The sequence below is a fragment of the Chondromyces apiculatus DSM 436 genome, assembly GCF_000601485.1.
In the GTDB taxonomy this organism is placed as follows: domain Bacteria; phylum Myxococcota_A; class Polyangia; order Polyangiales; family Polyangiaceae; genus Chondromyces; species Chondromyces apiculatus.
In genome coordinates this window covers 14,586-27,946 of the sequence record NZ_ASRX01000025.1, presented here as the reverse complement: position 1 = coordinate 27,946, position 13,361 = coordinate 14,586, and the positions used below count along the sequence as shown (strand labels likewise).

Sequence of the window (13,361 nt, the reverse complement as noted above, 5' to 3'; positions counted from 1 at the left end):
ATGTCAGAAGCGCTACCGCGCTGCGTCTCCTGCATGCAGAAACGCTGCCGGCTTGCTCTGGCGCATGGAGCAGGCGCTACCGCGCTCCCTCTCTGCATGCAGAACCGCTGACCGCCTGCTCTGGCGCATGCGGAACCGCTGACTGCTTGCTCCCGGCACTGCGTTTCTCAGGTTCGCCCCGAGTCCTCAGCTCGGTGTTCGAGCGAAGAACCGGGGGTAGCGACCATCGGGAGCGTAGGGACCTCGGGTCCCTGATTCAGAAGGTGCCGGCGAGGCCGATGAAGGAGTGGTCGGGGGAGATGGAGAGCTGGGGCACGATGGAGAGCTGGAAGGCCTGTTCGCGCACCTTCTTCCTCTCCTCTTGGGGGTCGGTGTAGGCGAGGGCTGCGACGTCGATGATGTTGGAGGCCAGGAGCCCGAGGCTGGCTCCTGCGGCTGCCCCGAGGAAGGCAGCGACGCCGCTGAACTCGCCCGAGCCGCATCGTCCGCCAGCGCAGGCGAGACCGGCACCGAGCAAGGCGCTGCCCGTGGCGATGCCGAAGTGCATCCCCAGGACCCCGAAGCCTCGCCCGATGCGGCCGTGCGCGAAGTGGACGATGGGGCCGCCGAAGACGAAGCTCATTACCGGGACGCCGACGAGGAGGGTGTCGCCCGTGGCGAACGGCACCACGAAGAAGGCGCTGCTGGCGCCCATCACGATCAGCGTCTGCCAGCCGTACCAGGTGCGCTCCGAACCCTCGGAGGGCTCGTAGTAGGCGGTGTACGCCGCGGGATCGGGATTAGGGCCAGGGCCAGTACCTGGCGGAGACCCGGGCGGCGCTGCGGCCTGCCCGGGTGGCGGTGGAGACTGCGAGGTCCTAGCGGCGGAGGCGGGTTGCGCCGGCACACCGGGGGAAACACCGGGGGAAGCTGACTGCGCGCTGCTCGTTGGCGGGGCGGATTGCGCGCTGCTCGTCGGAGGGGCTGGCGGCGCGCTGCTCGTTGGCGGGGCTGGCGGCGCGCTGCTCGCCGGAGGGGCTGGCGGCGGAGGCACGTCGGCGAGTGCGGATGGCAATCCTGTGAGCAGCGTCGGCGTGGAGGTCAGCAGCGCCAGGAGCGTGGGGAGGGTGCGGGATGAGAGGGCCATCTGGAGTCACCTTCTGCTTCCGGAGTGGCTCCACGTGCCGTCGCGGCACGATGGAAGGGGGCGTGGAGGCTGGGAGAGAGTGCGCAGCGGAACGCCTGGGAGGACGAGGATAGACGGGTCGCACCTCGATGCGCACGCCAAGGCAGCGGGGAGAGCTGGCTTCAGAACGTACCGCCGATGCCGAGGGTGGCGCGGCCCTGGTGCAGGTCGAGTGTCGGAACGAGGGAGAGCTGAAGTCCTGGCTGGCGTGCGGCATTCACCTCGCCGGGACGGTCCTCGTAGGCGATGACGGTGGCGTCGATGATGTTGGAGGTGAGCAGACCGAGGCCCGCTCCGACCATGCCCGCGTAGAGGAGGTTCTCGACCTTACCATGGCCCGTGCACACGTCGATGGCGCAGTCCAGGCCGAGACCCAGCAAGATGCCAGCGGCGGAGAGGCCGAAATGCATGCCGAGGACGTTGAAGCCTCGACGCACGTGGCCGTGGCTCCAGTGCACGATGGGACCGCCGAGCAGGAAGCCGCTGATCGGGAGGCCGAGGAAGGAACCGTCGGTGGTGACGAACGCGAGGGGGAAGGTCGCGCTGCTGGCGCCCATGGCGAGCAGCGTCTGCCAGCCATACCAGCGACGTGCGGGCGTGTTCTCCGGGCGGTTCTCGTCGTACGCCTCGTAATCGCGCGGGTCAGGGTAGGGCGAAGGACCAGGGCCCACGGGCTGCCGTGGCGGGAAGAACGCACCGGGAGGCGGCGGCTGGGTGCCAGGCTTCGGCGCCGGCTGCGCACCGGGGCTCGGGGGCATGGGCTGGAGTGCCGTCGGAGGCGCGTCGGCGCGCGCAGGGAGCGACACCGCGAGCAGCGCGGGGGTGACGCCGAGTAAAACCGAAAGGTGGCAGAGGGGCATGGACATCGGGGAGTGGCGTGCTGCGTCTCGACGTGTGATCTGCTGCATGAGGATAGACGCCTTGCACCTCGGCGCGCACGCCAGAGCGACGACGTGGTAAGGGTCGGACCGTGATCCGTAAGGTCCTCATCGCAAACAGGGGCGAGATCGCCGTCCGCATCCTCCGCACCCTCCACGAGATGGGCATCCAGGTGGTCGCCGTGTATAGCGAGGCCGACCGGGGGAGCCTGCACGTGCGCCTGGCCGACGAGGCGTATGCCATCGGGCCGGCGCTGGCGTCGGAGAGCTACCTGCGCATCGACAAGATCCTGGACGTGGCGAGGCGCTCGGGGGCCGACGCCATCCACCCGGGCTACGGGTTCCTCTCGGAGAACCGGGACTTCGCGGCGGCGTGCGAGGCGGCGGGGGTGACCTTCATCGGGCCGCCGGCGAGCGCCATGGAAGCGATGGGCTCGAAGACGGCGGCGCGCGCCAGGATGATGGCGGCGGGCGTGCCGATCACCCCGGGCGGGGACGCGAACTCGCCGGAGGAGGCGCTGGCGACGGCCGAGCGGCTCGGGTACCCGGTGATGCTCAAGGCGGCGTTCGGGGGCGGCGGCAAGGGGATGCGGCTCGTCGAGCGGGCCGAGGATCTCGCCTCGGCGTTCGAGCGCGCGCAGAGCGAGGCGCAGCGCGCGTTCGGCAACGCGACGGTGTACCTGGAGAAGGCGATCGTGCGGCCGAGGCACGTGGAGATCCAGGTGCTCGGGGACCGGCACGGGAACATGGTGCACCTCTTCGAGCGCGACTGCTCCATCCAGCGGCGCCACCAGAAGGTGGTGGAAGAGGCGCCGTGCCCGGTGGCCGACGACGATCTGGTGCGGCGCATGGGCGAGGTGGCGGTGCGCGGGGCGCTGTCGGTGGGGTACTTCTCGGCGGGGACGTTCGAGTTCCTGCTCGGCGAGGACGGGAGCTTCTACTTCCTGGAGATGAACACCCGGCTCCAGGTGGAGCACCCGATCACCGAGTGGGTGACGGGCGTCGACCTCGTCGCCGAGATGGTGCGCGTCGCCGCGGGCGAGAAGCTTTCCGTGCAGCAGGAGACGCTCACGCGGCGCGGGGCGTCGATCGAGTGCCGCATCTACGCGGAGGATCCCGGCTCGGGGTTCCTGCCGAGCCCCGGCAAGCTCACCGCGCTGCGCGCGCCGTCGGGGCCGTGGGTGCGCGACGACGGCGGGTTCTACGAGGGGTCGGAGGTGCCGAGCCACTACGACCCGCTGGTGTCGAAGCTGTCGGTGTGGGGCGTCGACCGGCGCGCGGCGCTCTCGCGGATGCAGCGGGCGCTCTCGGAGTACGTGGTGACGGGGATCAAGACCAACCTCTCGTTCCACCAGCACCTGATGGCGCACCCGGAGTTCCAGGCGGGCCGCTACCACACCGGCTTCATCGGCGAGCACACCGAGGCGCTGTGCGGCCCGACGCAGGTGCCCACCGAGGACGAGGAGCGGCTCGCGGTCGCGATGGCCGTGGCCACCGCCCGCGCCGAGCAGCGCGCAGCGACGGCGATCGCGCCTCCGTCAGGCGGCAAGGGCGTGTCGCCCTGGGTGTACGCGCACCGCGCGTTCCGGTGAGCGAGAAGGGAGGGGGCGCGGCTCCCCTCTGGAGGACGTCACGTCGTCACGGAGGCGCAACGCCGCTCGATCTCGGTGAGCCAGGCGTTGAAGTGCTGGCACTTCGCGCGAAGCGTGCTCAGCCCGATCCGCTCCGCGATGCGTGGGCCGTGATCCCGCTTGTCGTAGGCGGGGTAGAGTTTTTTCAAACGTAGCGCGGGGCTCTTCTCGGGCCGCTCGTTGATCGCTTCGGGATTGCCGTGAAACTCCTTGAGGATCCTCTCTATCCGCGGCAGGAGTCTTCCCTCCGCAACCACATCGGCGATGGCTTCGGGAGAAGTGAAAAGCAATCCCTCGTATTCATGCAGGACGATGCCAGGCAGGAAGCGCTCGTCTGCAATGTTCTCGGCGAAGGCTTCTTCGAGCTTGCGGACGCGTGCATACGGGTCGCCCTTCGCTCTGGTGGGTAGAGTCCAGCCCGGGAAGTTCGAGGGGAGCCGGTAGTAATCAATCATTGAGGTCACGACGTCGTACGCCGGCTTTTCCCGAAGCGAGTTTTCAATGTCTTTACGGTAAGGTTTGTAGCTCAAGCCTCCTCCCACGCACGAGGCCTTGACGAAGATGCTCTGCGCCTCCAGCGCAGGCTTCAGCACCCGGTTCACGAAGGCCTGCTCGGTCTGTCCCTCGCACACCACCTTGATGATGCTCATGTGATCGGACTCCCCCGGAGCACCCCCTTCAACCAGAGCTGCCCTGGGCTGTAGTCCGCGAGCCAGTCCTTGAGTTGCTCCGGAGTGTACCGGTGGAAGGTCGACTTGCCGTGCTCATGCTCGGCGACGAGCAGGTCCTCCACCTGCCCGCGCTCCTCAATCACCGCGTCGAGCAGCAGCGGAGACTGGGTGGCGATGAGCACCTGACTCCATCCCGCAGCCCTGCGCAGCAGTGCTCCCAGGATCGAGATGGCATAGGGGTGAAGCCCGAGCTCGGGCTCATCCAGTACGATCAGCGCCGGAGGAAGGAACGCCTCTTTGTTCGGTTGCATGAGCAGGGTGGCGAGACAGATGAACCGCAGCGTTCCATCGGAGAGTTGATGCGGACCGAACACGGAACCTGCACCGCGCTCCCGCCAGCGGAGCTTGATGGTGTCAGAGGTTGAAGGCTCCAGGACGAAGCGATCGAAGAAGGGCGCCACCAGCCGCACGGTGTCCTCGATGGCCTCGAACGTCGCAGGCTCGTCCTGCGAGACTCGGTACAGGAAAGCCGCGAGGTTGCTGCCATCATGGGTGAGAAACCGCTCCCCATCGAGGCTCTTGGTCTGCTTGACCGCGGCATTCTTGGAGGTGTCGTGGAAGTGGTAGTAGCGGAACCGGTCCAGCTTCCACTTGATGAACTTCGCCGTGGTGTAGCCTGGCTGTTTCTTGCGGATGGCGGAGCCGAGGCGAGTCTCGCGGGGCTCCGCACCCAGGTCCACGACATGCGGTTGGGAGCTTCCCTGCGCCTGGTAGCGGAGCCGCTCATGCTCGAACACCAGGCTCCCCGTTTCGGTGTTCTGGAGGCGGATCTCGTACTCGTTGGTGCCGCTCTGGCTGCTGAATCCGAGCGTGCATGTGAGGTGCTGCGTCCGGTTCACGCCGTGGTGCAGCACCGACTCCGCATCCCCCTGGTCGGCCACGTGGAATTGCAGGCGCTCCGCCGTGATCCAGTTCAGGAACCGGAACCACGAGAGCAGGTTCGACTTTCCGGCGCCGTTGGCGCCGATCAGGACGTTGAAGGGCCGGAGTTCCAGATCGATGTGCTCGATCGATTTGTATCCAGCGAGCTGGAGCTTCCGAATGTAGTCCATCTTCGTCGGTAGTTAATCCCGCTCCCCGGTTCGTGTCGACGCCCGAGGGGGCGCGGTCTCTCGGTCAACGCGCAGCGCACCGGGAGGTGACGCTTCGCTTCAACGGGAGCGGGCGTGGTGGTCGGCGGGGAAGGAGCCGGCGGGGGGGAGGTCGCCGCGGGAGAGGTTGGCGCGGAGGCGGGCGATGGCGTCGCGCTGGTGGGCGGACCAGCCGTCGATGTCGATGCGCGCGACGGGGCCGAGCTGCAGGAGGAGCTCCTGCGCGCACTCGCGCCGGACGCGGAGCGGGGTCATGTCGAGGGCCAGCTCTTCGAGGCTGAGCGAAGGCGTGTAGGGCTCGCCGAAGCGCAGGCGCTCGGCGGGGAGCGAGGCGCGCATCTGGGACCACCAGGAGCGCCAGACGGCGGGGTGCGGGTCGAGGGAGGCGCCGGTGATGCGCTGGAGCGCGCGGGTGACGGAGAGGTCGGAGCCGCGCACGGGCTCGCGGCTCTCGAGGGCGCGGTGCACCTGGTCGAGGAGGTCGAGCAGCGGCTCCACGGCGCCAGGGTGGCCGTACCAGCCGAGCACCTCGGCGAGGCGGGGGTCGCCGGCTGCGGCGCGCACGAGGAGGTCGAGGTCCTCGGCGCCGCCGCCGAGGGCGAGGAGGCGCGTGGCGTGGGCGCGGTGGTCGCGGCCCATGCTGCCCGAGGCGAGGTCGGCGTCGAGGCGGGTGCGGAGCCAGGTGAGGCCGGCCGCGGCGCCATGGAGCAGCAGGCCCTCCGCGGCGGCGAGGGTCACGCTGTCGTCGGTGTCGGTGAGGCGATCTTCGAGGAGGGGGATGACCTGCTCGGCAGGCTCGATGCTCGCGGCGCACCGGGCGGCGGCGGCGCGCACCCGCGCCTCGGCGTGGGTGAGGAGGGGGGTGATGGTGGCGAGGTCGCCGGCGCGACGGAAGCGGAGGACTTCGAGCGCCACGCGCACGAGCGGGGTGCGCTCGCTGCGGAGCAAGCGCGCGGCGGCCGCCTCGATCTCCGGGCTGGACGCGAGGCGGAGGCCGGCCTCCCACGCGGGGAGCGTGCCGGGGTGCGCCTTGCGCATGGCCGAGATGGCGGCGCGGGCGCCCTCCTCGTCGTCGATGCAGCCGAGCGTCACGGCGAGCGCGAAGCCGCGGCCGCGATCGGGGAACGAGATCTCCTGCGCGCAGTGGGAGATCTCCTTCACGGCCTCGGGGGCTGGCCGGCGGCGGACCAGCGCCACGAGCGCGTCGAGGTTGTCGAGCACCTGCTGTTCGAGCCTGGCGGTGAGGGAGGCGGGCTCCTCTTCGCGCTGGCGCCAGAGGTCGCCGAAGATGGCGATGTCCTCCATGCAGTCACGGGCGAGGCGGCGGAGCTGGGGGCGCACTTCCTCGTCGGGCGCCTCGCCTCCGGTCGCGGGGGCGAAGCGGTGCAGGGCCGGGACGCCCACGCTCGCCTGGAAGGGAGGCGTGGGGAGGACGGCGGACGAGGAAGGCACGAGGCTCGGAGAGCGGCGCGAGCGCGTGGAGAGCGGGTTCGAGGAGGGCGGCGCGGAATAGCGGATGGAGAGCGGCCCGGAGCCTCCACCCGAGATGGGCGCCGGTGACGACAGGGGCGCCGGTGACGACAGGGGCGCCGGTGACGACAGGGGCGCCGGTGACGACAGGGGCGCCGATGACGACAGAGGCGCCGATGACGACTGCGGGTCAGGTGCGGACCTGGGTGCTGCGGTGGACTGTGGTGCCGACTGCGGAGCAGGTGCCGAGCGCGGCGATGACTGCGGGGCAGATGCCGACTGCGGAGCGGAGGCGGAGAGCGGCGCGGGGGAGGATGGCGGCGTCGGCGCGGAGACCTCGGTCGGAGGGGCCCCCGAGATGGGTGCAGCCGTGATCGACAGGGAGGGAGATGTCGTCGACGGGGAGGGAGACGTCGTCGACGCAGAGAAGGGATGGGCCGCAGAAGCCGAGGTGGGGGCCGCGGCGGCCGCTTCCTGGAGCTCGGCGCGGGGCGCTTCCTGGAGCACGAGCACGGCGCGCTCGGCGGTGTCGTCGTGGAGCGCCAGGAGGGCGGTCGACGCCGGTGCACATCCCGCGTTCCAGTACGTGCAGGTCATGACGGCGAGGAGGGCACCGGTCGCAGCGCCGACCTCGCCGAACTCCTCGATCCACCGGTCGTCGCGCACGGTGGAGGCGAGCGCCGCGGCGCCTCGACGCTCGGCGGCGCTCCACGCTTCGACGCGCGCAGGCTCGGCGTTGACGTCGCTGAGGACCCACTCGATGGAGCCGGAGGTCCTCGCCGCGGCGTCGATGAGGGAGGCCATGGCGCCGCCGCCCCGGGACTCGGGGCCGGACTCGGCGTGGTCGACGAAGTGTACCCAGCCGTGGGCCGAGCCGCTGAAGGAATCCCAGCCGAGGACGAGGAACGCGGCGCCTTCGGAGGGGGTGATGCCGCCGCGGTGGTCGAGGGCGTTGAGGCGGTCGGCGCGGTCGAGGGCGTGAAGGACGGCTTCGTCGTAGTAGGTGTCGATGCCGCCGACGATGACGGCGGGGGCGACGCCCTGATCGAGGAGGGTGAGCGCGCGGGCGACGACGGTGGCGAAGCCGGTGTGGCCGCCGCGCACGACGGTGGAGCGGGCGAGGTCGACCTTGACGGTGCTGTCCGCGGCGAGGGTCGCGAGCAGCTCGTCGTCGGGAGCCGCGTCGGGGCGGTCCGGGATGGCGAGGAGGAGGGGGAGGCCAGGGGGCCCGCCCCCAGGATCCTGGGGAGAGGATGCGAGACCCACCTGGACGATGCCGGGGAGCTGCTGGTCGAGGGCGAGGGCCGCCTCGCGGAGGGCGGGGGCGCCGAGCGCCGGGAGGCGCTTGCTGCCGAAGAGATCATCGGAGAGGGCGAGGGCGCGCGCGACGCTCATCCGGTGGCCGCGCTGGTCGAAGAAACGCGTGGGGCGCGGCTCGATGCGGCCGGCGCGGGCGCTCATCGCAATCTGGAGCGCTTCGACGCCGAGCGGGCCCCAGGCGCCGAAGCCCAGGATGGTTGCGCGCGGACGCGTCGGATCTGCGGGAGCAGTGAGCCGCGTGGCCGGAATCGTGTGCAAAGTGACCGAAGTCTAAGCCAGCTCTCAAGGTTCGTCCTCGTCCTCGATGCCACGACGTGCAAAGAAGCCGGGGCAGCGACCGCGGCGCGTGGGGCGCTCGGGGGCGCACCGGGACGCTCGGGGGCGCACCGGGACGCTCGGGGACGCATCGGGGCGCTCGGGGACGCATCGGGGCGCTCGGGGACGCATCGGGGCGCCCAGGGGCGCTCGGGGGCGAGGGTTCCCGGGGCCACAGCCATGCGCGCGCCACAGGCGGCACACGCGCCCCGCTGGCGCACAGGGCAGGCGAGGACAGCGGGCGAGATGCTCCGGGGGATGATAGCTGCCCCACAGGCCACGGTGGAGGGTGCCAGAGGAGGGCGGGAGAAGCGCCCGGGTGGAACGTGCGCAGGGGCTTCTCCCGGGTCTGCCGCATGCTAGCCTCGTGGAGGTACGCGCAGCTCGGCACGGGAGGTGGTATGCGACTCGAGGCCAAGCGCGAGGGAAAATTCCCCGGAGCAGGCGTCCCCCTCTCGGCTGCTGGAGGTGGGCTTCGCGGGCGCGTGGGGCGCACGCCAGAGCGGTGGTTCGAGGTGGTCGACCCGGACGCTCCTCCAGCAGAGCCGCGGCGGTGGTCGTGGCCTTCGTTCGTGTTCGCAGCGCTGCTCTGCGTGGCGGCGGTGGGCCTCACGGCCGTGGGCAAGGGGCTCGCGATGCGGGTCCTCCTGCCCCTGCCTCTGATGGGCGCCGGGGGACTGCTGCTGCGGCGGATGGCGTGGATGGCGCGGCCGGAGCTGCTTGCGCGCAAGCTCGCGCGCAAGGGAGAGGCTCCGCGCGCGGGAAGGCGCGGCCTGCGGCTGGGAGGCGGGCGCCTGAGCTACCAGGGACGCGAAGGCACGTCGCCTTCGCTGCTGCTCGACGCGGAGGTGCCGTTCGGGGTGACGCTGCTCTCGTCGCCGCGGCGCGACCGGGTGGTGGCGCTCCTCAGCTCACCGCTCGGGGCGTTCTATGTGGGCGCGGTGTTCGACGCGGCGACGCAGCGGGCCTTCGCGCCGATGCTGGGGCGCACGACCATCGTGGCCGCCGACGAAGTGGGCCTCGCGGCCATCGGTCCCGATGGCGAGCCGCTGTTCCTCGCCCCGGAATCGCTGGCGGCGCTGGTCGAGGCGCTGATGGCGATGGCGCCTGGGTGCCAGGATCGGGTGCTCCTCACGGACGCGCGCGGCGCCCCGGTGGGCCTCGAAGGTCGGGAGATGCGCGCCGGGGGGCGGAGCTTCGACCTCGACACGGCGCTCGAGTGGCGCGCGTTCGTGTTCCAGGAGGCGCTCGGTCAGGCGGTGGCGCTCTACCAGGGGACCTGGGTGCGGCAAGGGTCGAGCGAGATCGTGCTGGTGTGCCTGCTGCCGGCGCTGACACCACGGCCTGAGGGCGAGGGCGTGCCGCTGTCGTCGCTGGATCGCGAAGCGCTGCGCGATCTCCGGTTGATGCAGGGCAGGCCGGAGGCGCCCCCTGCGCAGGCGCAGCGGGTGGCGGTGGATCGGCTGGTGATGCTGCCGATCCGCTCGGCGCTCGACAGGGCGCCGCGGTCCGGCGTCCCGACGCCGCGCGCGCAGGCTTGAGCGCCCCCGCGGGGCCGGCTGACCGCGCTTGACGCGCGCCGGCGAGCGCGGCTAAACCCGCGCTGCGCGCCGGCGTGTGGCCGGTGCATTCCACTCTTCGGAGGCACGAACCATGGCCGTCGACATCCAGAAGCTCTTCAACGAGGAACTCCCCGCTGCGCTCGCGAAGCACGGCGACGCTGCGAAGCAGATCGGCGCGAAGTACCAGCTCAACGTCACCGGCGACGGCGGCGGGGAGTGGTTCATCAACGTGTCCGACTCGGGCCCGTCGGTGGAGAAGGGCAACCCCGGCGGCGCCGACTGTACGATGACGGTGGCGAGCGAAGACTTCCAGAAGCTCTACGAGGATCCGGGCAAGAACGGGATGGCGCTCTTCTTCGCTGGCAAGCTGAAGGTGGCCGGCAACCAGATGCTCGCGATGAAGCTCTCCAAGCTCTTCGAGCTCAAGTGAGAGACACGGCGGCCTCGCGCTCTGCGACGCTTACCCCAGGGGGGTAGCGACCAACGGGAGCGCAGGGGCCGCAGGCCCCTGATCCAGGGTACGCAGTACCGTAGGGGCCGCAGGCCCCTGATCCAGGGTACGCAGTACCCATGCGCCCTCTCTCCGATATCAAGGTTCTGGACCTGTCACGGCTCCTCCCCGGGCCCTTCGCCACGCTGGTGCTCGCCGATCTGGGGGCGCAAGTGGACAAGGTGGAGGACCCCGGCGGCGGCGATTACATGCGGCACATGCCGCCCGAGGTGGCGGGGGAATCGGCGTCGTTCCACCTGCTGAACCGGGGGAAGCGGAGCGCGGTGCTGGATCTCAAGCGCGCCGAAGGGCGGGAGGCGCTGCGGAAGATCGTGCGGTCGTACGACGTGCTGTTCGATCAGTTCCGGCCAGGGGTGATGGATCGGCTGGGGCTCGGCCACGAGGCGCTCCGGGCCGAGAACCCGCGGCTCGTCATCTGCGCGCTGACGGGCTACGGGCAGTCAGGGCCGCTCGCGCAGCGCGCGGGGCACGATCTGAACTACCTGGCGCGCGCGGGGCTGCTCGGCGCGCAAGGGCCGGTGGGCGGTCCGCCGCAGCCGCCCGGGTTCCAGCTCGCCGACGTGGGCGGGGGGATGTGGTGCGTGATCGCCATCCTGGCCGCGCTGCGGGAGCGAGAGCGGACGGGACAGGGGGCGGTGCTCGACATCGCGATGAGCGACAGCGTGCTCGGGTTCGGGACGGTGACGCTGGGGTCGATGTTCGCCGAGGCGCTGGGGCCCAAGGCCGCGGGAGGGTCTCCGGCCGCGCCGCTCGGGCAAGGAACGGAGACGCTGACGGGCGGGATCGCGCCGTACAACACGTACCTGACCAGCGACGGGCAAGCGATGGCGCTGGCAGCGCTGGAGCCCAAGTTCTGGACGGCGTTCTGCACCGGCGTGGGGATCGCGCCCGACATGAGCGCGCTCCTGGCTGGGCCGCACCAGGCGGCGCTCAAGGAGCAGGTCGCGGCGCTGTTCCGGAGCCGGACGCGGGAGGCGTGGGTGGCGTTCGCGGCCGAGCACGATTGTTGCCTGGAGCCGGTGCTGCATCCGCGCGAAGTACCCGCCGATCCGCAGCTCGCCGCGCGCGAGGTGTTCTTCGAGATCCCGTCGGCGCGGGGCGCGACGCCTCAGGTGCGGATGCCCGTGACGCCGCGGGATGGGTCGTTCACGCCGGCGCCACGCTCCGGGGAGCACACGCGCGCCATCCTCCGCGAAGGCGGCCTGTCCGACGCCGAGATCGACGCGCTGATCCAGCAGGGTGCCGCCAAAGACGGCGCCGGCTGATCAGATCTTCTTCAGCTCCTCGACGAACTCCCAGTCGGCGATGACGTGCTTGCGGAGGAGGAGCGAGAGGAGGGCGGCGAACATGGCCTCCCAGCGGACCTCGTTGCCGAAGACGTCGTTCGCGTCGGCGCCGTGAGACACCGCGCGCAGAGCGGCGACGATGTCGCGCGCCGTGAGCACGGGCTCCTCGGGCGGGGGAGCTTCCTCGGGCGGGGCGCTCTCCTCGCGCTGGACGACGGGCTCGGGGACCTCCTCGACGACCTGCACCTGCACCTGCACCTGCGCCTGCGGATCGCGGCGAGGGCGGAGCGGCAAGGTGATGGTGGTGCCGTCGAGGAGGGTGAGGGTGATCCGACGGCGCTTGCCGCCGCCGCGCGGCGCGGGGATCTCCGCGGGGGAAATGACCTCGGGATCGGACGGGGGCGGGGCCGGCATGCCCGCGGCCTCGACGTCGCGCTGAGGCTCTGGCTGAGGCTCGGGCCCGGGCTCGGATTCGGCCTTGCGGGTCGAGGTGGGGGCGCCGAGGACGGCACCGATGAGCGCCGCAACCTGGGGGCGGAGCGCGGCTGCGCTCCCCGCGCGGCGGGTGGCGGGGATGGTGTCGGGGGTCGAGGGGCGCTCGGCAGGCGGCTCGGGCGGCGGCTCGGCGTCCTGGGTGTCTTCGCTGCTGGGCAGCGTCTCGGGGTCGGGCTCGATGGCGCGACGGCTGCGGCGCACGACGGGCGCGGGAGGCTCCGCTGCAGCCGCGGGGGGCTCGGTGCGGGAGGCCTCGAGGAGATCGTCGCTCGGGAGGGACTCGAGCGTCTGGCGCGAGGTGGCCTCTTCGAGCTCGGCAGCGGTGAGATCGTCGACGTCCTCTTCCTCGCCGAGCGCGATCTCGGGGCCTTCGACGGAGGGACGCGCGAGGTCGCGGAGATCGGGCAGCGTGGAGGGCGGATCGGAGATGGCGACCGGGACCGGGGGATGGACGCTCGCGCCGTAATAGGCGCGGATGGCGTCGCCGATGTCGCTCGGGGGAGCGATCATCGCGCGCACGGGCAGGCCCGAGTACGTGGAGCACTCGCGGAGGGCTTCCTCGTTCGTGGGGTCGTCCATGGCGACGTAGAGGGTGTCGCCCTGGCGGCGCACGCGGCGTACGTAGATGGGGACGAGGCAGTAGCGCTCGACCACCTCGGTGGGGACGAGGTCGAGGAGCTGTCGCGAGAACTCGATGTGCAGCAGGGAGACCCAGGGGACGGCGAGCTGATGCGAGAGGATCTGGGTGAGCTGGATCTCGTTGATGTAGCCCTTCTCGACGAGCAGCGTCCCGAGCCGTCGGCCGTCGGTGCGTTGAAGCGCGAGCACGGCGTCGAGAGACTCCTGCGTGATCATGCGCGCATCGACCAGGAGCTGACCGAGGCGTATCCGGGGCGTCGACATCGG

General features: G+C 71.1%; 10 protein-coding genes. 4 read left to right on the top strand and 6 right to left on the bottom strand.

The window, feature by feature from the left end:
- Positions 1-256: 256 nt before the first annotated feature.
- A complete protein-coding gene (locus tag CAP_RS50530; RefSeq protein ID WP_156040894.1) occupies positions 257-1,126 on the bottom strand; it encodes a hypothetical protein in 870 nt (289 codons plus the stop codon).
- Between the two features lie 161 nt (positions 1,127-1,287).
- Positions 1,288-2,025 (bottom strand): hypothetical protein, encoded by a 738-nt coding sequence (locus tag CAP_RS17605; protein WP_197041226.1) that lies wholly within the window; start codon positions 2,023-2,025, stop codon positions 1,288-1,290.
- A gap of 110 nt (positions 2,026-2,135) precedes the next feature.
- On the opposite strand from CAP_RS17605, the gene CAP_RS17600 reads away from it, so the two are divergent.
- On the top strand, positions 2,136-3,635 hold the full coding sequence (locus CAP_RS17600; RefSeq protein WP_044242462.1) for an acetyl-CoA carboxylase biotin carboxylase subunit: 1,500 nt from the start codon (positions 2,136-2,138) through the stop codon (positions 3,633-3,635).
- Positions 3,636-3,673: 38 nt separating this feature from the next.
- Here the strand turns inward: CAP_RS17600 and CAP_RS17595 are convergent, their stop codons facing one another.
- The 3 genes from CAP_RS17595 to CAP_RS44860 all read right to left on the bottom strand — a co-directional run bounded on the left by CAP_RS17595 (position 3,674) and on the right by CAP_RS44860 (position 8,544).
- Positions 3,674-4,324 (bottom strand): DUF4276 family protein, encoded by a 651-nt coding sequence (locus CAP_RS17595; RefSeq protein WP_044242460.1) that lies wholly within the window; start codon positions 4,322-4,324, stop codon positions 3,674-3,676.
- A complete protein-coding gene (locus tag CAP_RS17590) occupies positions 4,321-5,457 on the bottom strand; it encodes an AAA family ATPase (protein WP_044242457.1) in 1,137 nt (378 codons plus the stop codon). The genes CAP_RS17595 and CAP_RS17590 overlap by 4 nt, the downstream gene beginning before the upstream one ends.
- A gap of 99 nt (positions 5,458-5,556) precedes the next feature.
- Positions 5,557-8,544, bottom strand: coding sequence for a hypothetical protein (locus CAP_RS44860; RefSeq protein WP_052375440.1), 2,988 nt, complete (start codon positions 8,542-8,544; stop codon positions 5,557-5,559).
- Between the two features lie 458 nt (positions 8,545-9,002).
- Here CAP_RS44860 and CAP_RS17570 point away from each other — a divergent pair, with 458 nt between their 5' ends.
- The 3 genes from CAP_RS17570 (at position 9,003) to CAP_RS17560 (ending at position 11,939) form a co-directional block, all read left to right on the top strand.
- A complete protein-coding gene (locus CAP_RS17570) occupies positions 9,003-10,142 on the top strand; it encodes an IMP dehydrogenase (RefSeq protein WP_156040892.1) in 1,140 nt (379 codons plus the stop codon).
- A 112-nt stretch (positions 10,143-10,254) separates the two neighbouring features.
- Entirely contained in the window at positions 10,255-10,593 is a 339-nt protein-coding gene (locus tag CAP_RS17565; protein WP_044242454.1) for an SCP2 sterol-binding domain-containing protein, read from the top strand.
- Between the two features lie 140 nt (positions 10,594-10,733).
- The gene (locus tag CAP_RS17560) at positions 10,734-11,939 is read left to right on the top strand and encodes a CaiB/BaiF CoA transferase family protein (protein WP_044242451.1); all 1,206 of its coding nucleotides are present in this window, start codon (positions 10,734-10,736) and stop codon (positions 11,937-11,939) included.
- On the opposite strand, the gene CAP_RS17555 is transcribed toward CAP_RS17560, so the two are convergent.
- The gene (locus CAP_RS17555; protein WP_044242449.1) at positions 11,940-13,358 is read right to left on the bottom strand and encodes a GspE/PulE/PilB domain-containing protein; all 1,419 of its coding nucleotides are present in this window, start codon (positions 13,356-13,358) and stop codon (positions 11,940-11,942) included.
- Positions 13,359-13,361: the final 3 nt, after the last annotated feature.

Bases quoted from the DNA above. Each gene is read 5' to 3' on its own strand.
- CAP_RS50530 (WP_156040894.1), bottom strand. From the start codon at position 1,126: ATGGCCCTCTCATCCCGCACCCTCCCCACGCTCCTGGCGCTGCTGACC.
- CAP_RS17605 (WP_197041226.1), bottom strand. From the start codon at position 2,025: ATGCCCCTCTGCCACCTTTCGGTTTTACTCGGCGTCACCCCCGCGCTG.
- CAP_RS17595 (WP_044242460.1), bottom strand. From the start codon at position 4,324: ATGAGCATCATCAAGGTGGTGTGCGAGGGACAGACCGAGCAGGCCTTC.
- CAP_RS17590 (WP_044242457.1), bottom strand. From the start codon at position 5,457: ATGGACTACATTCGGAAGCTCCAGCTCGCTGGATACAAATCGATCGAG.
- CAP_RS17570 (WP_156040892.1), top strand. From the start codon at position 9,003: ATGCGACTCGAGGCCAAGCGCGAGGGAAAATTCCCCGGAGCAGGCGTC.
- CAP_RS17565 (WP_044242454.1), top strand. From the start codon at position 10,255: ATGGCCGTCGACATCCAGAAGCTCTTCAACGAGGAACTCCCCGCTGCG.
- CAP_RS17560 (WP_044242451.1), top strand. From the start codon at position 10,734: ATGCGCCCTCTCTCCGATATCAAGGTTCTGGACCTGTCACGGCTCCTC.
- CAP_RS17555 (WP_044242449.1), bottom strand. From the start codon at position 13,358: ATGTCGACGCCCCGGATACGCCTCGGTCAGCTCCTGGTCGATGCGCGC.